The 19339-nt window shown below is 71.1% G+C and carries 14 protein-coding genes; 4 read left to right on the forward strand and 10 right to left on the reverse strand.

The window, feature by feature from the left end:
- Nucleotides 1–6 precede the first annotated feature (6 nt).
- The 5 genes from ACFVXC_RS02860 to ACFVXC_RS02880 form a co-directional block, all read right to left on the reverse strand.
- Nucleotides 7–930: an LD-carboxypeptidase gene (locus tag ACFVXC_RS02860; RefSeq protein ID WP_389900817.1), complete on the reverse strand. Its 924-nt coding sequence runs from the start codon at nucleotides 928–930 to the stop codon at nucleotides 7–9.
- Complete coding sequence (locus tag ACFVXC_RS02865; protein ID WP_389901546.1) at nucleotides 927–2912, reverse strand: LpqB family beta-propeller domain-containing protein; 1986 nt, start codon at nucleotides 2910–2912, stop codon at nucleotides 927–929. The genes ACFVXC_RS02860 and ACFVXC_RS02865 overlap by 4 nt, the downstream gene beginning before the upstream one ends.
- Nucleotides 2913–2948: 36 nt before the next feature.
- Nucleotides 2949–4301: a M20/M25/M40 family metallo-hydrolase gene (locus ACFVXC_RS02870; RefSeq protein ID WP_389900819.1), complete on the reverse strand. Its 1353-nt coding sequence runs from the start codon at nucleotides 4299–4301 to the stop codon at nucleotides 2949–2951.
- Nucleotides 4294–5127, reverse strand: a complete 834-nt coding sequence (locus ACFVXC_RS02875) for a M55 family metallopeptidase (RefSeq protein WP_389900821.1) — start codon at nucleotides 5125–5127, stop codon at nucleotides 4294–4296. The genes ACFVXC_RS02870 and ACFVXC_RS02875 overlap by 8 nt, the downstream gene beginning before the upstream one ends.
- 350 nt (nucleotides 5128–5477) lie before the next feature.
- Nucleotides 5478–6860: an MFS transporter gene (locus ACFVXC_RS02880; RefSeq protein WP_389901547.1), complete on the reverse strand. Its 1383-nt coding sequence runs from the start codon at nucleotides 6858–6860 to the stop codon at nucleotides 5478–5480.
- Between the two features lie 189 nt (nucleotides 6861–7049).
- On the opposite strand from ACFVXC_RS02880, the gene ACFVXC_RS02885 reads away from it, so the two are divergent.
- A complete protein-coding gene (locus ACFVXC_RS02885; protein ID WP_389900823.1) occupies nucleotides 7050–7994 on the forward strand; it encodes a LysR family transcriptional regulator in 945 nt (314 codons plus the stop codon).
- Nucleotides 7995–8254: 260 nt separating this feature from the next.
- Here ACFVXC_RS02885 and ACFVXC_RS02890 read toward each other — a convergent pair whose 3' ends face one another.
- From ACFVXC_RS02890 to ACFVXC_RS02905, 4 genes are all read right to left on the reverse strand, one after another.
- Nucleotides 8255–8980: a class I SAM-dependent methyltransferase gene (locus tag ACFVXC_RS02890; protein WP_389900825.1), complete on the reverse strand. Its 726-nt coding sequence runs from the start codon at nucleotides 8978–8980 to the stop codon at nucleotides 8255–8257.
- A gap of 145 nt (nucleotides 8981–9125) precedes the next feature.
- On the reverse strand, nucleotides 9126–11597 hold the full coding sequence (locus ACFVXC_RS02895; RefSeq protein WP_389900827.1) for a SpoIIE family protein phosphatase: 2472 nt from the start codon (nucleotides 11595–11597) through the stop codon (nucleotides 9126–9128).
- Nucleotides 11598–11760: 163 nt separating this feature from the next.
- The gene (locus tag ACFVXC_RS02900) at nucleotides 11761–14178 is read right to left on the reverse strand and encodes an MFS transporter (RefSeq protein WP_389900829.1); all 2418 of its coding nucleotides are present in this window, start codon (nucleotides 14176–14178) and stop codon (nucleotides 11761–11763) included.
- A 231-nt stretch (nucleotides 14179–14409) separates the two neighbouring features.
- Nucleotides 14410–14853, reverse strand: a complete 444-nt coding sequence (locus ACFVXC_RS02905) for an SRPBCC family protein (protein ID WP_389900831.1) — start codon at nucleotides 14851–14853, stop codon at nucleotides 14410–14412.
- Nucleotides 14854–15041: 188 nt separating this feature from the next.
- On the opposite strand from ACFVXC_RS02905, the gene ACFVXC_RS02910 reads away from it, so the two are divergent.
- Both ACFVXC_RS02910 and ACFVXC_RS02915 read left to right on the forward strand, forming a co-directional pair.
- A complete protein-coding gene (locus ACFVXC_RS02910) occupies nucleotides 15042–16085 on the forward strand; it encodes an Rv2578c family radical SAM protein (protein WP_389900833.1) in 1044 nt (347 codons plus the stop codon).
- Nucleotides 16086–16176: 91 nt separating this feature from the next.
- Entirely contained in the window at nucleotides 16177–16569 is a 393-nt protein-coding gene (locus tag ACFVXC_RS02915; RefSeq protein ID WP_389900835.1) for a RidA family protein, read from the forward strand.
- Between the two features lie 16 nt (nucleotides 16570–16585).
- On the opposite strand, the gene ACFVXC_RS02920 is transcribed toward ACFVXC_RS02915, so the two are convergent.
- Nucleotides 16586–17155 (reverse strand): adenylosuccinate lyase, encoded by a 570-nt coding sequence (locus ACFVXC_RS02920; RefSeq protein ID WP_389900836.1) that lies wholly within the window; start codon nucleotides 17153–17155, stop codon nucleotides 16586–16588.
- A gap of 349 nt (nucleotides 17156–17504) precedes the next feature.
- Here ACFVXC_RS02920 and ACFVXC_RS02925 point away from each other — a divergent pair, with 349 nt between their 5' ends.
- Nucleotides 17505–19286, forward strand: coding sequence for a 3-hydroxyacyl-CoA dehydrogenase family protein (locus ACFVXC_RS02925; protein WP_389900838.1), 1782 nt, complete (start codon nucleotides 17505–17507; stop codon nucleotides 19284–19286).
- Nucleotides 19287–19339: the final 53 nt, after the last annotated feature.

Raw genomic sequence — 19339 nt, forward strand, 5'->3', positions numbered from 1 at the left:
TGCTCCTCAGACCAGCGCGGGCACATCCAGCGTCAACGTCGCCGCCTCTGCGTCCAGTTCACCCGCCACGCCGAAGGGAATAGTCAACGCCCCGTCGCAGTGCCCGAACCCGAACTCCTCGACCATCGGCACCCCGAGCCCGCCGAGCCGGTCAAGGAGCAGCGCCCGCACCGTGTCGTACGGATCGCAGTTCACCCATGAGCCGAGCGCGACCCCGTTCACCCCCTCCAGCCACCCCGCGCGTGCGAGTTGGGTGAGGTAGCCGTCGAGGCGGTAGGCCTCCTCGCCTATGTCCTCAAGGAAGAGCAGGCCGCCCCGCGCCGACGCGCGTACCCCGGGAGCGCCGATGTCCGAGGCGAGCAGGGAGAGGCAGCCGCCGAGCGTGACGCCCCGCGCACGGCCCGGCACGAGCGCGGTCCCGCCCGAGGCGATCACCTGGACCTGCTCCGGTTCGAAGAGCGTGGCCCTCAAGTGCTCCTGCGCACGGGTGTTCTTGAGGAAGTCGAGGGCCGCGACCATCGGGCCGTGCAGTGTCGCCAGGCCCAGCCGCGCCGCGAACGCCTCGTGCAGTGTGGTGATGTCGCTGTAGCCGACGAAGGCCTTGGGGCCCGCCGCCCGCATCGCCGCCCAGTCGAGCGACTCCACCATCCGCAGTGCGCCGTAGCCGCCGCGCGCGCAGATCACCGCGGAGACGGAAGGGTCGCACCACGCCTCCTGGAGGTCACGGGCGCGGTCGGCGTCCGTGCCCGCGAGGTAGCCGAACCGCGGGTGCCGCTCCAGGGCGTGAGGGGCGACGACCGGTTCCAGGTCCCAGCCGCGCAGGATGTCCAGGCCCGCCTGGAGCTGGCCCTCCGGAACCGGGCCGCTGGGGGCGACGACGGCGACCCGCGCGCCGGGGGTCAGCCGAGCGGGCCGTATGAGAGGGGTCACTTGGAGAGCTCCAGGGTGGGGGTTCCACCACACAGCTCAAGACCGAACACCTGCGCGTACAGGGAGAGTTCGGACTCCAGGGCCCGGATCAAGGTGTCCGCGCGGCGGAATCCGTGCCCCTCGCCCTCGAAGGCGATGTAGGCGTACGGCACGTCCCGCCCTTCGAGCTCGGAGACGAACCTCTCCGCCTGCTCGGGCGGACAGATCACGTCGTCAAGGCCTTGCAGAAGCAGGAAGGGCGCGCTGACCCGGTCGGCGTGCTCCGCGGGCGAGCGCTCCACGTACCGCGTCGGCACCTCGTCGAACGGCCCGATCATCGAGTCGAGGTACCGGGACTCGAAATCGTGGGTTCCGCCCGCGGCCCATTCCGTGAGGTCGAGGACCGGGTAGATGATCGTGCCGCAGGCGTACACGTCCGTCGTGGTCAGTGAGGCCGCCGTGGTCCAGCCGCCCGCGCTGCCGCCGCGGATCGCGAGGCGGTCGCGGTCGGCGGTTCCCTCGTCGGCCAGGGCGAGGGCGACGGCCGCGCAGTCCTCCACGTCGACGATGCCCCACTGCTCGCGCAGGCGGTTGCGGTACGCGCGGCCGTAGCCCGTCGATCCGCCGTAGTTGACCTCGGCGACGCCGATGCCGCGCGAGGTGAAGTAGGCGATCTCCAGGTCGAGTACGAGCGGGGAGCGGCTGGTGGGACCGCCGTGCACCCACACCACGTACGGCGGGAGTTCCTCGTCGGGGGCGACGCGGGTGGGGTGGTGCGGGGGGTAGACGTGCGCGTGGATCTCGCGGCCCGCGGGTCCGCTGAAGGTGCGTATGCGCGGCTCGGGGTAGTACGCGGTGTCCACCGGGTCGTCGTGCGCGGCTCCGATCACCCGGGCGCGGCCGGTGCTCGTGTCCAGCTCCACGACCTCGTACGCGCTGCGGGGGCTGGCCGCGACGCCGACGGCGCGTGTGCCGTTCACCGCGACGGTCGCCGACCACTCCGTCCAGGGGCCCGCCGCGTCGACGACTTCGCCGGTCTCCGGGTCGAGCACGCCGAGCGCGGTGGCGCCTTTGCCGTGCACGACGGCGATCAGTCCGCTGTCCAGGGGCGCGAACCAGCCGGAGCCGACCTGCCACAGGGGCCCTGCGAACTCCTCCTGGCGCGGACAGATCGGGGCTTCGTGCCCGCCGTTCACCGGGTCCGCGCGGTAGAGGTTCCACCACCCGGTCCGGTCGCTCGCGAACAGCAGCCGACCGTCGCTCGCCCACTCCACCTGCGCGACGGACTCCTCCGGGCCGCCCGCGAACACCCGCGGCGCACCGAACGTGCCGTCCTCGCGGACGCCGGCGACAAGGAGTTCCGTGCCGTCCCATGGCATCCGGGGGTGGTCCCAGGCGATCCACGCCACGCGAGTGCCGTCGGGCGAGAGGCGGGGCCCTGTGATGAACCTGTGCCGGTGGTCGGAGAGTTCACGCACCGCCGCGCGGTCGTCGGCCGCCGAGCCGTCGAGCGGCACGGCGACGGCGACCCGCCGCACATCGGTGGGCCCCTCACCGGTGAACTCCTCCAGGACGCACCAGACCTCGCGCCGGTCCAGGTGCACGCACAGATCGATGAACCGCAGGCCGCCGCCCACGTCGGAGAGCGGGGTCAGCGGGCGCGGCGCGGCCCCGGGCGCGTCGGGCTCGTACGCGTACAGGCGCTGGTCCGAGAAGTTCGCGAACACGAGCAGCGGCCCGTCCGGTGCGTCGGCTCCGGCCCACGAACGCCCCCCGTACTCCATGACCCGGCTGCGTACGTTCCACGGCTCGGGCAGCACGGACTCCTCGACGCCGTCCGGACGCCGCCGCACCAGGGCGCGCCTGCCGCCCTCGGCGGGCCTCGGCTCGGTCCACCACGTCTCGCCCCCAACGAAGCCCACATGGGCCGGGGACCCGTCGTGGGCCGCGGCGAGCGCCGCGTCGATGGGTGACGGCCATGATCCGTAAGCCTGGGTCTCCATCATGTCCTTCTCTTCCCCCATGATCACTTGTGTTCCCTAGGCCGTTCTCAGATAGCGGTCGAGGACGCGGACGCCGAAGTGCAGCGCGTCGACCGGCACACGTTCGTCGACTCCGTGGAAGAGCGCTTGGTAGTCGAAGCCCTCCGGTGTCCTCAGCGGCGAGAAGCCGTAGCCGGTGATGCCGAGTCGCGAGAACTGCTTGGCGTCCGTACCGCCGGACATGCAGTACGGCACGACATGTCCCTCGGGCGCGAACTCCTCGACGGCCGCTCGCATCTTCGCGTACGTCGAGGAGTTGACCGGTGCCTGCAGGGCCACCTCACGGTGGTGGAACTCCCAGTCGACGTCCGGTCCGGTGAGCCGGTCAAGGGTGGCGGCGAACTCTTCCTCGCCGCCGGGCAGAAAGCGGCCGTCCACGTAGGCGGCGGCCTCCCCGGGGATCACGTTGACCTTGTAACCGGCCTGCAGCATCGTCGGGTTGGCGCTGCCCCGCACGGTGGGCGCGACGAGGCCCGCGGCCGGGCCGAGCTTCTCCAGGAGCGCGTCCACGTCGAATCCGGGCGCGTCGAGGTCCGCCTGCTGCCCGTACAGCGCGGCCAGTTCGGTCAGGGCGGCCCGGACCGTCGGCGTGAGCCGCACCGGCCAGCGGTGGTCCCCGATACGGGCGATCGCGGCCGCCAGCTTGCTCACGGCGTTGTCCGGGTTCACCTTCGAGCCGTGGCCCGCCTTGCCGCGCGCGGTCAGCTTGAGCCAGCCGGTGCCGCGCTCCCCCGCGGCGATGGCGTAGATCTGATTGCCGCGCCCGTCGTGGAAGGTGAAGGCACCGGACTCGCTGATGCCTTCCGTACATCCCTCGAAGAGGGACGCGTGCTGATCGGCGAGGAACCCGGACCCGTCCTCGGCGCTCGCCTCCTCGTCGGCGGTGAACGCGATCACGATGTCCCGCCGGGGCCGCACGCCCGCGCGCGCCCAGCCGCGCACCACGGAGAGGATCATCGCGTCCATGTTCTTCATGTCGATGGCGCCACGGCCCCATACGACACCGTCGCGGACCTCCCCGGAGAACGGGTCCACGCTCCAGTCGGCGGCCTCGGCGGGCACGACGTCCAGGTGGCCGTGCACGAGCAGCGCGTCGGCCGAAGGGTCGGTGCCCTCGATGCGCGCGACGACGTTCGTACGCCCCGGCGTGCGCTCCAGGAGTCGTGGTTCGAGCCCGGCTCCGGAAAGGCACTCCGCGGCGTACTCGGCGGCGGGCCGCTCACGGCAGTCGCCGCCACCCCGGTTGGTGGTGTCGATGCGGATGAGATCGGAGGTGAACCGGACGACCTCGTCGAGCGCCTGCCCGTCGACGTCTCCGGTGGCCTGATGCCCCGGCTGCTCCTCAGCCATATTGCTCCTCCACAGCCGCCGATGCGATCGTCGTGACCGCCTTGAACGTACGAATACCCTCGTACATGGTTTCGCTGGTGTACGCGATCTTCCGCTCGCCGGTGCGCCGCACGCCCGGCACGACGGTGGACGCCATGGACAGATGCTCGGCGTCGAATTCGAGCTCCACGGTGAACGGGCCGCCCTGGACCGGATCGTGTCGCACGGCGAGGGGCGCTGCCTCCTTCGCCGCGGCCCGGATGTCGGATGCGGTCCGCCGCGGGGTGCGGCACACAGCCGCGTACCGCGACACGTGGTCCTTGACGGCGACCTTCAGCGCGCCGGGCGCATAGCCGAGCGCGTCCTCGCAGGCCAGGTCGTCGCCGGTGACGAGAACGACCGGCACCCCGTACTCGGCGACGACATGGGAGTTGAGCAGTCCTTCGCTCGCCCGGTCGCCGTTGATCCACACGCCGGTGATCGAGTTGGCGAGATAGGTGTGCGCGAGCACACCCTCCATGCCGGCACCCGCGTGATAGCCGATGAACGCGATGCCGTCCACGTCGTCGTGCTGGACGCCCTCGACCATGGAGAGGGCCTTGTGCCGCCCGGTGAGCATCTCGGCCCGCTCGTCGAGTTCCTCGAGGAGCAGATTGCGCATGGTCCAGTGCGCCTCGTTGATGAGCACCTCGTCGGCGCCGCCGTCGAAGAAGCCGAGCACGGCGGCGTTCACGTCCGAGGTGAACATCGAGCGGCACCTCTCCCACTGCGGGGTGCCGGGCAGCACATCGGCCGGCCAGGTCACGCCCGTGGCGCCCTCCATGTCGGCGCTGATCAGAATTTTCATGACGGTCCGTCTCCTCGCAGGTCAGCGGCGTGCTGTCGGGCCGCTGACAGCAGTTTGCGACACCGTGCAGTCGTGACGGGGATCTTCATGTCTCGAAACCGTACGCGCTGCGCCGCCGCCTCGGCCAGGCCTGTGGATATCTATCGGTGGTCCAGACCACCGAACCCACCTCGCACGGCCTGCGACCAGCCCTTTCCGCGGAATCCGATGATCGTAGGAACGATGGACCGCCATGGCAGGCTTGGTGTCGGGCAGTCCTCTGCTCGTGGCATTTGAGAACGTCCGGAGTGCCGGCAGCACAAAAGGACGACCCCGTGCCACGGATCGGCACGGGGTCGCGGCGGAGTTCCTCACGCCGGCGCGGCGCCCGGCCGCGAGCGGAGCCCGGAGGCGCTGATCAACGCGGCGAGCAGGGCCGCGGCGAGCGGGATCCACAGGGCCGCGCGGTAGCCGTCGAGGAGGGCGGAGGGTGAACTGGACGTGGTGGCCCAGACGTTGACGGCGGTGACCGTGGAGAGGCCGAGCGCGGCGCCGAACTGGAAGGCGGTGTAGAGCAGCCCGCCTGCCAGGCCCTGCTCCTCCTCCTTGACGCCCTCGGTGGCGACGATGGTGAGCGGTCCGTAGGCGAGGGCGAAGCCGAGGCCCAGGATGATCAGGCTCGGGAACATCGCCAGGTACGTCCAGTCGGCGCCCACCGGCAGGAACAGAGCGTACGAGAGCGCGGCGAGCAGCAGCCCGCCGAAGATCACCCGCGCGTTGCCGAAGCGCTCGACCAGCTTGGGGGTGAGGGTGGGCGAGAGGACCGCGTCGACGCCCATCACGAGCATCGCGAAGCTGGTCTGGAGCGTGGACCAGGCCCGCAGCTCCTGGAGGTAGAGAACGACCAGGAACTGGAATCCGAAGAAGCCGCCCGCGAAGAAGAGCCCCGAGAGGTTGGCGCGGACCAGGGCGCCGCTGCGGAAGATCCCCAGGCGGACGAGCGGCGCGGCCGAGCGGCGCTCGACGGCGACGAAGACGGCGATGAGGGCGAGGCCCGCGGCGAGGACGCCGGTCGTGGCGGCGGCGCTCGCGTGCGACGCGCGCTCCACCCCGAGGACGAGCAGCACGATCGCGGCGGTGACCGTGAGGGCACCCACGAGGTCGACGCTCTGGCCGGCGCGGTCGGGGCGCGGCGACTTGGGGACGAAGGCGAGCGCGGCGACGAGGATCAGGGCCGAGAGCACCACGGGCACGAAGAAGACCCAGCGCCACCCGAGCGCGGTCAGCAGCCCCCCGACCACCAGTCCGATCGAGAAGCCGCCCGCGGCGGTGCCGGAGTAGAAGAGCAGTGCCTTGTTGCGGCGCGGTCCCTCTGCGAAGCCCGTGGTGATGATGGAGAGGCCCGCCGGAGTCATGAAGGCGGCGGCGACGCCGGTCACGAAGCGGGCGACGATCAGCGTCCAGCCATCGGTGGCGAAGCCGCCGAGCCCGGAGAAGGCCAGGAAGACGGAGAGCCAGAGGATGAACATCTGGCGGCGCCCGAAGAGGTCGGCCGCTCGGCCGCCGAGCAGCATGAAGCCGCCGTAGCCGAGGACGTAGGCGCTCATGACCCACTGCAGGGACCCGGTGGACAGGCCCAGGTCGGCGCGGATGGAGGGCAGGGCCACGTTGAGCATGGCCACATCGATGCCTTCGAGGAAGATCGCGCCGCACAGGACGAGCAGGACGCCCCACTCTCCGGGCTCGAATCCCACCGGTGAGGCGCTCGGCGCCCCGGCTGATGATGGTGTCTGCGTACTCACGTCAGTTTCCGCCCATTGACCGCTGATGCGGGGGATTTCCCGGCTCGATCACCATCGATCCGACGCGGGGGCGGAACAACGGCGAAGATCGCAACGTTCGTTCAACCAGGCTTACCGATCCGAACTGCCGGGGGGACGTCGATGGAACGCGATGAACTGGAGTGCTTTCTGCTGCTCGCCGAGGAGTTGCACTTCGGCAGGACGGCCGAGCGCATGCGGCTCTCCCGCGCCCGGGTGAGCCAGCTGATCCAGCGCACCGAACGCCGTGTCGGCGCCCCGCTGTTCATCCGCACGAGCCGCCGCGTCGGCCTCACCGCGCTCGGCCGCCAGCTCCGCGCCGACCTGGAACCGCACCACCGGGCCATCGACGCCGCCGTCGAGCGGGCCGCGGCCACCGCGCGCGGCATCGACAGCGTGCTGCACGTCGGCTTCGCCAATCCGCTGGCCGGCGAGATCGTGATGCGGGCGACGGAGGTGCTGCGCGTGAGCCACCCGGGGCTCGCGGTGGAGGTGTGCGAGGTGCCGCTCGGTGATCCGTACGGGCCGCTGCGCAAGGGCGAGTTCGACGTGCAGCTCACGGAGTTCCCGGTGCGCGAGGAGGACCTGGGCGGGGGTCCGGCGCTGCTCGCGGAGGAACGGGTCCTCGCGATCGCGTCGGCGCATCCGCTGTCGGCGCGGGACTCGGTGTCGCTCGAGGACCTGGCCGACGTGCCGCTCCTGACGATCGACGGCGAGGTACCCGACTACTGGCTCGAACACCACGTCCCTTCGCGCACCCCCTCCGGCAGGCCGATCAGCCGCGGTCCGGGCGTGACCAACATGCAGGAGGCGCTGATGCTGGTCGCGGGAGGCAGGGGCGCGTTCCTCGCTCCCGCGCACACCGGGACGTACTTCACCCGGCCAGGTGTCGCGTACGTCCCCTTCGCAGGCGCCGAGCCGATCGGGTACGGCCTTGTCTGGCGGGCCGGCCACGGCACGGGGGCGATCAGGACTTTCGAGAGGACCGCCCGCGAGGTGGTCCGTGACGTGGTGCGGGCAGCTCCCGGGAGTGCGGTGCCGGGGGCCGTCACCGTCACGGTGGACTGAGGCCCGCGGAGGCCCGGAGGGGGGGCACGGCGTGGGCGGGTTCCGAGGACCGCCGTCGCGACCGCGGTCCGGGGCCGGAGTCACGCCGAAACCAGAGCCCGGTCAGGCCCCCTGCGCGACTCAACGCCGGGCCCCGCACCCAGAGCCGCGTCCCGCAAGGGGGCCTTCGTCTCGGCGGGCATCCGGCTCTTGAGTATCCGGTCCGCCGAGACCGAGCACTCCCGACTCCCGGCTTCCAACGGCCGCCCGGCCCCCGGGGCTCACCTCGCCCGCCCGACCACCAGCCACCGCGACGGCAGTTCGATCCGCGTGCCGTCAGGGGTGAACTCGGTTGTGATCAGCGGCAGTTCGCCCTCGGCCAGCACCGTGAGCCCCGCCGCTGCCACGTACTCCGGCACCGCCGCGTCCGCGACCTCTCCCGGAGCGATGCCGTGCGCGAAGATCGGCGCCAGCTTCGGTGGCGGGCCATCGGGGCTCTCGGCTAGGCCTCTCAGTACCGTCCCCGCGGCCTCTGCGAGTTCGACGACGAATGCTCTGCCGCGCTCGCCGGTCAGTGCCGCGATGCCGTCGACGAGCGGCTGACGATCGGCGGGATCGCACTGGTGGAGCACCCCGCGCAGATAGACGTTCACGTCACCGAGTTCCGCGTGCAGTTGCTCGGCCTCGGTCCGCTCCGCGGCGTCCACCTGCCGGAACTCGACCTGTTCCGCCGGGTCGGCCCGCCGTGCGTGTTCCAGGGCGGCGGCGGACAGGTCGATGCCCAGGACACGCGGGTAGCGGTGGGCCAGGAAGCGGGTCTGGGTGCCGTTGCCGCAGCCGACGTCCACTACGGGGAGTCCCGCGGCCCTCATGTGCGGTTCGAAGAGGGCGAGATGGATGCCGACGGTGAGCACGGGTTCGGCGTCCCAGAGGACGGCCCCCTCTTCGTCGGGGGCTTCCCGCCAGAACCCTTCCCAGGCCTCCTTGTACCGACTCGTGACGCTCATGCCCAGCTCCCCAGGATGCGACGACGGCCGCCGAAGCCGACGGCAAGATCGGTCTACCGCGCCCAGGGTGCACGGGCAAGTCACCGGCGCACGCATTCACCGCGCCTTCGACGTGTTCCCGCCGAGCGCGCGCCCCGAGAGCCCCTCAGGCCCTCCCCTTACGTGGCGGCCCCAGCTCGAACCACACGGTCTTGCCGGCGGTGGTACGGCTGGTCCCCCACTCCTTGGCGAGCACGCTGACGATCCGCAGCCCGCGCCCGAACTCGTCGCCGGGGCCCGCGCTCAGGAGCGTGGGCAGGGTGTGATCGTCGTCCTCGACCTCGCAGATCAGCGTGGCCCCGGAGCGGACGATGCGGAGTTCGACACGGCGGCCGCGCGAGTGCCGTACGGCATTGGTGACGAGCTCGCTGACCAGGAGCTCCGCGGTCTCTGACAGGGCCTCGCGGGACCAGGTGATCAGCTGGCCGCGCACCAGATCGCGGGCCCTGCTCACCTCGCTCGGGTCGACCGCAAGACGCCAGCTCGCGACGTCCTCGTCCGCGACGCCGTTCAGCCGCGCCATCAGGAGGGCCACGTCGTCCTTGCGTCCGCCGCGCGTGTTGAGCGCCCGGATGATGGTGTCGCAGGCGTCGTCCATGGAGGCCGCCGGGTGGGCCGCGGACTCGGTGAGGGTGGCCAGGCCGACGCCGATGTCCTCGCCGCGCACCTCGACGAGGCCGTCGGTGCACATCAGGAGGCGGTCGCCGGGCGCCACAGGGACGGTGACCGCCTCGAAGGGCACGCCTCCGACGCCGATGGGCGCCCCGGTCGGCAGCTCGAGGAGTTCGCTGCGGCCGTCCTCGGCACGGACGAGGACGGGCGGGATGTGCCCCGCGTTGGCGAGGTGCAACTCGCTCGCGATGGGGTCGTAGATCGCGTACAGACATGTCGCGAGGTAGTGCTCACCGAGCCGCTGTGCCAGGTCGTCGAGGTTGCGCAGGAGCTGTGCGGGCGGCAGGTCGAGGGCGGCCATGGTCTGCACGGCCGTGCGCAACTGGCCCATCATCGCCGCCGAGTTGAGCCCGTGGCCCATCACGTCGCCGACGACGAGCGCCGTGCGCGACCCGGGCAGCTTCACGGAGTCGAACCAGTCGCCGCCGACCCGGCCCAGGAGTGTGCCCGGCAGATAGCGCGTGGCGATGTCGCAGCCGGTCATCCGCGGTTCGATGTGCGGCAGCATGCTGTCCTGGAGGGTGTCGGCGACGCTCTCCTGGTAGGTGTACATGCGGGCGTTGTCGAGCACGAGGCCCGCGCGGGCGGCCAGTTCGGCGCCGGTGACGCGGTCCATGTCGTTGAAGACGGGCCGCTCGCGGTGGCGCAGCAGGATCATGAATCCGAGCACCACGTTGCGGGCCTTCAGCGGTACGACGAGCATCGAGCGGTGGTTGATGAGCGGGCGGATGTCACGCTTCTCGAACTGCGAGGCGATCGCGTTGCCCATCTCCTCCGTGATGCGCGGTACGAGGACCGGATCGCCGGAGGTCATGCACTGGAAGAACGGCGTGTGCGAGGGGAAGGGCATGGATTCGCCGACGGGCACGACATCGTCCCAGCGTCCCGGCTCGTCCGTGTGCTCCACGGCCACCCGGTGCCACATCGTCGTCTCGTCCGGCGGCCCCTCGGGGAAGCCCTCCCCCGCCACGACCTGTTCGCGCAGGTACGTGCCCGCCACGTCCGTGAACCGTGGCACGACGGCCCGGCTGACCTCGATGATCGTCCGCGAGAGGTCGAGCGAGGAGCCGATGCGCCCGCTGACCTCGTTCAGGAACTCCAGGCGCTCGCGCACCGCCGCGTACTCGAGGTCCTCGCTCTCGTCGGGCGTTTCGAGCTCCGGGGAGATGCCGTCGGCGGTCGCCCGCCGATCGCGCAGCCTGCGCGCCCCCCGTTCGGCGCGCCGGGGCACTCCCCAGTCCGGGGTGACGGGCACGCGGTCCTGCTTACTGAACTCCAGGACGGGATAGCCCAGTTCGAGGATCTGCGCCACGATGCGGGAGCTCTCGCCCACGCTCATGCTGGGCAGGATCTCGGGAAGGCGGCGCGCCAGGTCGTCCGCTCCGGGGAAGTCCGTGTGCAGGGCGAACCCGGGTGCTATGCGCTCCACTTGGCCCGGCTCGCGACCCTCCTCGCCGGCGAGGCGGTCGGCGTCGGCCGCGAGCACGAGCAGCCGCTCGGGTCCGGGGCCGACGAGCGGGTACGCCCACCACAGGACGTCCACGCGGTGGAGTTCAGCGCCCGGCGCGAAGAGCCCGTCCGACGCGGAGAGCCCGCCGGGCACGGAGAGCCGGGCGCGCCCGGCCGAGGGGTACGAGATGCGTCCGTCGAGGGAGGTCTCCAGGTCCGGCCCCAGGCCGTCGTAGACACCGAAGTCCGCGTGCCCCTCCGGTATCGCGCCGGACACCGGAAGCAGGTCGCCCGCCGGGCTGCCGACGGCCTCCTCCCTGGAGTACCCGAACAGCTTGCGCGCGCCGGTGCTCCAGTGCGAGACGGCGCCCGCCCCGTCGATGACGACCACGGCGAGGGGGATCCGGCCGGCCGTGGCAGGCTGCGCCACCGGCCCGCCCGGGGTGCCAGATTCCATGGCCAACGCTCCTTCCGGCGGCACCGCGAAGACCTGCGCCGCCCCGACCACCGTACGACCGGTGCAGGTTGCCGTGCGGTGCAATGGGGGAATTGGGCGGCACGGGGGCGCCGCCGGCGGGTACTTTGCGCCGCCCCGCCAGAGTCGGCCCCTCCGGTCCTCGCTAGTCCTCGTGTCCCAGCTGGAGATCCCGCTCCGTACGCCCGCCGCCCGCGACCTGGAGCACGGTGGCCACCGGCGGGTAGCCCGCGGCGATGACCGTGTACTCGCCGGACGACAGATCGATGAACCGGAACGTGCCGTCCTGTCTGGTCGTGAGGGTGTCCACGACGTTGCCCGCCGCGTCGAGCAGCGTCACGCGCGCGTCCTCCACGGGCCGCCCCCCGCTGGCCCGCACGGTCCCGCGCAGCACGGCGCCGCCCGCGAGCTCGACGTCCTGGCGGGTCTCGCGAGAGGCCTGCACGGTGACGGGCATGGCCGCGGGCCGGAAGGCCGGGGCGCTGGCGGCGAGGGTGTACTCGCCCGCCACCAGCTCCGTGATGACGTAGCCGCCCTCGCGCCCGCTTCGCGTACTGGAGACGACCTCTCCGCGCACGTCGGTGAGGGTCACCGCGGCGTCCCTGACCGGGGTCCCGTCGGCGGTGACCACGCTGCCGGCCAGGCGTCCCGCGCCGCCGAGCACCACGTCGAGCTCCACGGGGCGCTCTCCGACGGTGACGGTGACCGCCTGCGGCTGGTGGCCGCCCGCTGCCGCGATCAGGACGAACGAGCCCGAGCCCGGCGTGGAGAGCGCGTACCGCCCGTCGTCGCCGCTCGCGCCACGGCCGATCTGCTGGCCGCCGACGTCGATGAGGGTCAGCGCGGCGCGGGGCACCACGGTGCCGTCCGGGTGCTGCACGGTGCCGCAGACGGGCACTCCTGCGGCGTACGACGAGGCGCGGGCCTGGGGAAGGGGCGTGGTTTCTGTCGTGGGGGCGTCCGGGGACGCTGCTGCGCTGGACAACAGGGGAGTCTCCTTGAGGAAGAAGGTGATCAGCATGCCGAGGACGAGCACCGGCACCAGATAGAGGAAGATCCGCGGCATCGCGTCGGCGTACGCCTGGATGTAGCCGTCGCGCAGCGGGGCGGGCATCGCGTGGACGAGCTGCGGGGTGATGGCCTCGGGGTCCGCGATGCCCGCGCCGGCCGGGACGCGGTCGGCGAGCGAGTCCGCGAGACGGTCGGCGAAGAGCGTGCCGAAGATCGCGGCGCCGACGCTGCCGCCGATCTGCCGGAAGTAGTTGTTGGCGCTGGTGGCGGTGCCGAGGTCGGCGGGGCGTACCGCGTTCTGCACGGCGAGGATCAGCACCGGCATGACGAGGCCGACTCCCGCGCCCAGCACGGCCATCCAGATGCTGTAGTGCAGCCGGGGCGTGTCGACTTCGAGCCGCGAGAGGAGCCACATGCCGATGACGGACAGGATGCCGCCGACGACCGGATAGATCTTGTAGCGCCCGGTGTGGCTGATGAGCTGTCCGGAGAGGATCGAGGCGCCGACGACACCGCCCATCATCGGCAGCATGAGCAGTCCGGACTCGGTGGCGCTCGCACCGTCGACCATCTGCAGGAACGTCGGCAGGTAACTGGCCGCTCCGAAGAGGGCCACGCCGACGACCATGCCCACCAGGCCCGTGATGTTGAAGACCGAATCGCGGAACAGGCGCAGCGGGATGATCGGTTCTGCGGCGAAGCGTTCGGCGACGGTGAAGAGCACGACGGAGGTGAAGGACCCTGCCGCGAGACCCAGGATGACGCGCGAGCCCCACTCGTACTCGGTGCCGCCCCAACTGGTCAGAAGCACGAGGCAGGTGGAGGCCGAGGCGAGCAACAGCGCGCCGATCACGTCGAGTCGGGCTTTCCTCGTGCGCTTGGGAAGCTTCAGTACGAAGCTGACGACGGCGAGGGTCACGAGCCCGAAGGGTACGTTGAAGTAGAAGCACCAGCGCCAGGTCACGTGGTCGGTGAAGAAGCCGCCGAGCAGCGGCCCCGCGACCGACGCGAGGCCGAACGCGGCGCCGATGAGGCCCATGTAGCGGCCGCGTTCCCGGGGCGGCACGATGTCCGCGATGATCGCCTGTACGCCGATCATGAGGCCGCCCGCGCCGATGCCCTGGATGGCGCGGAAGGCGATGAGCTGGTCCATCGTCCGGGACCAGCCGGCGAGCGCGGAGCCGATGATGAAGACGACGATCGCGAACTGGAAGACGCCCTTGCGCCCGAAGAGGTCGCCGAGCTTGCCGTAGATGGGCAGCCCGATCGTGGACGTGAGGAGATAGGCGGTGATCGCCCAGGACATCCTGTCCAGGCCGTGCAGCTCACCGACGATCTTCGGGAGCGCGGTGGCGACGATCATCTGCTCGAGGGCGGCGAGCAGCAGAGCGAGCATGAGCCCGACGAAGACCATGCGGACGCGTGCCGGGCTGAGTCCCTCGGCCGCCGACACGTACTCCTGGGGCGGTGGCGCCTCCTGAGGGTCCTCGGGCGCCACGGCCGCGGCCGGGACCTCCCGTTCGGCGCCCTTCACCAGCGTCGTGCCACCCACGTCCTGCTCCCCTCGTCGCGCCTGCGCCGCACATTTCTCGCATTACGCGATAACTACGAGCAAGCGCGACGAGTCGCCCTTATATGGGGTCCGGCGGACGTAAGTGCCGGTGGGAGCCCTACGGCGTACAAGTGGCCCGAACAGAAAACCACTCGAAACGGTGAGCGTGACAACAACCCCGACGGGTTACCGGAGTTGAGAACCGGTCAGGCGGACCGGTCGGGCATCGGACTACTTCTCGACCTCACCGGCGAGCTTGCCGAGCACCTCGTCGTAGATCCGGCCGAGCCCCTTGGGGGCGAAGGTCTTCTCGAAGAAGCCGCCGATGCCGCCCGCGCCGTTCCACACGGTGGAGACGACCACGCGCGCCTTGCCCTCGCCCGCCGGGGTCACGGTCCAGGTCGTGACCATGGAGGAGTTGCGGTCCTTCTCGACGAGCTGACCGTCGGTCGGCTCGGAGACCTCCAGGAGGCAGTCCCGGATCCGCTTGCTGGTCGCCTGGAGCTTCCAGTGGACGAGCGTCCCGTCGCCGTCGCCGCCCTCGCGCACCTCGAACTCGCTGAAGTGCTCCGACAGGATCTTCGGGCGCGTGTCCGCGTAGTCGGCGAGTGCGTCGAAGACGTCCTCCGGCCGCGCCGCGATGATCCGCTCCGTGGTCGCCTCGACCTGCGCCATGGCTCTTCCTCCAGCACTCGGTTACTCGGGGGTGGTTCGCGGAAAGCCAACCACCCTGCGTACCGGCCCCTCAAATCGGGGTCGCCTCTAGATCGCATCGGGGTCGCGCCGGGGTGATCGAGGTATCGGGTCGCACGATCAAGGGAACGTATGTTCTATTCTGTGGTCAGTGCTACCGAGGAGGCGTCATGCGCTGGGAGAACCTCACCGACGGCCCGTCACGGGGTGCCGCGGATGCCGCGCTGTTCGGCGCGGACGCGGTCACCACGAGGACCTTCAACACGCCCGAGTTCGCTGGAATCACATTCCACGAGATCCGGGCCAGAACGATCGTGAACCGGGTGCCGGGGGCGTCCCGGATGCCCTTCGAGTGGACGGTCAACCCGTATCGAGGCTGCTCACACGCGTGCGTCTACTGCTTCGCGCGCAAGACGCACAGCTATCTGGACCTCGACACGGGGCTCGGCTTCGACAGCCAGATCGTGGTCAAGGTCAACGCCCCCGAGCTGCTGCGCCGCCAGCTCGCCTCACCCCGCTGGCACGGCGAGCACATCGCGATGGGCACGAACGTCGACTGCTACCAGCGGGCCGAGGGGCGGTACGGCCTCATGCCGGGAATCATCGCCGCCCTGCGCGATCACGCGAACCCCTTCTCCATCCTCACGAAGGGCACGCTGATCCTGCGCGACCTCGATCTGCTGCGCCAGGCCGCCGCCGTCACCGACGTCGGGATCTCCGTGTCCGTCGGCTTCGTCGACCAGGAACTGTGGCGCACCGTCGAGCCGGGCACGCCCGCTCCGGAGCGGCGCCTGGACGTCGTACGGACGCTGACCGATCACGGGATCGGGTGCGGAGTGCTCATGGCGCCCGTGATCCCGTTCCTCGGGGACAGGCCCGAACAGCTGCGGGCGACCGTGCGGGCCATCGCCGCCTCCGGGGCCACCTCCGTGACGCCGCTCGTGCTGCACCTGCGGCCCGGAGCGCGCGAGTGGTTCATGACGTGGCTGGAGCAGCACCACCCGTATCTCGTACGGCGCTACGAGCGGCTGTACGCGGAAGGGGCCTACGCACCCAAGTGGTATCAGCGCCGGATCACCCGCCAAGTGCACGAGCTGGCCGAGGAGTTCGGCATCGGACCCACCCGCGCGGACGCCGCTCGCCGCATCCGCGCACCTCAGGAACCCGAGACCGCACCCGCCTCAACCGGCGGCACCCAGCTCACCCTGCTCTGACGAGATGCTCCCCTCATGCTCCGACGGACCGCGCCGACCGCGGCACGCCCCCTTTCCCCGACTTCCCCCGACCATGATTCAGGATGGCCCCATGAGCCGACTCACCCACATCAACGCCCCCGACGGCGTCTTCCCCGCCACCGCGTACACGCACGTCGTCATGGGCACCGGACGTTTCGTCGCGATATCCGGGCAGCTCCCCCTCGACCAGGACGGGGAGTTGGTCGGAGAAGGCGATCCGGCCGCCCAGGCGCGGCAGGTCTTCGACAATCTGCGGCGCTGCCTGCTGGCCGCGGGCGGCGGCTTCGGCGACATCGTGAAACTGACGTACTACGTCACGGACATGGCGCACATGCCGGCGATCCGGGCCGCACGGGACGTCCACATGGACCCGGCGCGGCTCCCGGCGGCCTCCGCCGTACAGGTCGCCGGGCTCGTCTCGCCGCAGTTCATGATGGAGATCGAGGCGTACGCCGTCCTGTGACCCCCGCCCGGCCCCGCTAGCCCGGCAGACGCGCCAGAGCCGCGGACGCCGCCGCCGCGAGCCGCGGAAAGCCGCACGCCTGCGTCAGGACGGGCCGGGCCCGCGGGTCCCCGAGCGCCCCCAGACCCTCGACGCACGCCAGCGCGATCTTCCCGTACGGATCGGCCGGGGCGAGCCTGCGCCCCAGCGTGGTGATGAGGGCGGGCGCCGACTCGGGCGCACGCAGCTCGGTCAGCAGACGCACCGGGTACAAGGCGTAGGCGATGCGCAGCTCATTGGTGGCCAGGGCCGCTGCCGCCCTGGCCGTACGCGGGTCACCCAGCCTGGCCAGGGCGTACGCGGCGGCCGCGCACCGAGAGGGATCCCGGTGATTGAGGAGCAGCACCAAGGACTCGAAGGCCCTGCGGTCACCGGCGGCCCCGAGCCGGACCGCCGCCAGTTCCCGCGCCCACAACGGCTGGCCCGCCCCGACGAGCGCCTCCGCGAGTTCCTCCACATCGCCGGTCGCGACCAGCCTCTCGTAACTCTCCGAGACCCCCGCCTCGCGGCGTAAGCGTTCCGTCACCGTGCGCAACTCCACGTCCATGACGGGAGCCTATCCGCGATGCAGATCACAAACCCTGAGGACTGGCGCGCTCGTTACCCGCCGGTTAGTCTCATGTGAGCGGGGCACACTCCCCGTTAAGCAGTTTCCTCCTCATGGCGGCCTGGTGACGCAGCCGTCGTGAGTGCATGTGTCTGTCGGTTCGGTACTCCGAGTACCTAGCTCCATCCAGTACGACGCGGCTTCGGGACAGAGCCGGTCGACTCCTCACGGGCGTGCGCGCTTCGCCGCCCGGTCACGACACGCAGCAGCTCATCTTCCGTACGCCGCGCCGCCGTTGTCGCGCTCCGCGTGCGCCCCTCAGTCGTCACTCACTTCCTGGAGTCCACGCATGGACACTCCCTTGAACACCGTCGCCGTGATAGGTCTCGGCACGATGGGCATCGGCATCGCCGAGGTCCTGGCCCGCGCCGGACGCGAGGTCGTCGGCATCGACATCAGCGAGGCCGCGGGCGCCCAGGCGGTGGCCGCCATCGAGTCGTCGACCGCGCGTGCCGTGCGCCGGGAGCAGCTCACCGAGGACGAGCGGCGTGACGCGCTCGCCCGCATCCGCACCTTCACCGGCCTTCAGGCCGCGGCCGACGCCGATCTGGTGATCGAGGTCGCCCCGGAGTCGTACGAGATCAAGCAGCAGCTCATCCGCGAGCTCGACGGCGTCGTGCGCCCCGAGACGATCATCGCGACCGGCACGAACGCGCTGTCCGTGACCCGTCTCGCCGCCGAGTCGGCGCGCCCCGAGCGGGTCCTTGGCCTGCACTTCTTCAACCCGGCACCGGCGATGAAGCTGGTCGAGGTGGTCTCGTCCGTGCTGACCGCGCCCGCGGCCGTCGCCTCCGTCACCGACCTCGCGTACGCGCTCGGCAAGGAGCCCGTCGCGGTCGGCGACCGGCCCGGGTTCGTCGCCGACGGCCTGCTCTTCGGCTACCTCAACCAGGCCGCGGCGATGTACGAGGCGAAGTACGCGTCCCGCGAGGACATCGACGCCGCGATGAAGCTGGGCTGCGGCCTGCCGATGGGCCCCCTCACCCTGCTCGATCTGATCGGCGTCGACACCGCCCGCACCGTCCTTGACGCGATGTACTCCGAGTCGCACGACCGTCTGCACGCGCCCGCCCCGATCCTCAAGCAGCTCAGCGAGGCGGGCCTGACCGGCCGCAAGGCGGGGCGCGGGTTCTACTCGTACGCGGAGCCGGGCAGTCCGGTCGTCGTGCCCGACGCGCTGACCCCGTCGCAGGACGGGGGGCGCACCGGCGGGCGCACCATCCGCTCGGTCGGTGTCGCAGGATCCGGGACCATGGCGTCCGGCATCGCCGAGGTCTTCGCCAAGGCCGGTTACGACGTGGTGCTCGCCGCGCGCGGCGAGGAGAAGGCGCAGAAGGCCAAGTCCCGTATCGGCAAGTCGCTTTCGCGCTCTGTCGACAAGGGGCGGATGACGGCGGAGACCGCGGCCAAGACCCTGGACCGGATCACTCCGGCGGGTACGTACGACGCGTTCGCCGACGTCGATCTGGCGCTTGAGGCGGTCGCCGAGGACCTGGAGATCAAGCGGCAGCTGTTCGCGGCGTTCGACAAGGTGTGCAAGCCGGGCGCGATCCTGGCGACCACCACCTCGTCGCTGCCGGTCGTCGCCTGTGCCCGCGCCACCTCGCGCCCCGGCGACGTGATCGGCATGCACTTCTTCAACCCGGCACCGGCGATGAAGCTGGTCGAGGTGGTCCGCACGGTCCTCACGGACGACGACGTGCACGCGACGGTCCGCCAGGTCTGCGCGACCGTCAAGAAGCACCCGGTGGACTGCGGCGACCGCGCGGGCTTCATCGTGAACGCGCTCCTGTTCCCCTACCTCAACAACGCGATCAAGATGGTCCAGGAGCACTACGCGACGCTCGACGACATCGACGCCGCGATGAAGCTCGGCGGCGGCTACCCCATGGGCCCCTTCGAGCTCCTGGACGTCGTCGGCCTGGATGTCTCGCTCGCCATCGAGAAGGTCCTGCACCGCGAGTTCCGCGACCCGGGCCTGGCCCCCGCTCCCCTGCTCGAACACCTGGTGGCCGCGGGCTGCCTCGGCCGCAAGACCGGCCGCGGCTTCCGCGAATATGCCCGGCGCTAGGCCGGAACCGGACGGGGGCGCGCCTGGGACAGGACCGCGCACGGACTGGGGCG

It is taken from the genome of Streptomyces sp. NPDC058257 (assembly GCF_042881845.1).
GTDB lineage: Bacteria > Actinomycetota > Actinomycetes > Streptomycetales > Streptomycetaceae > Streptomyces.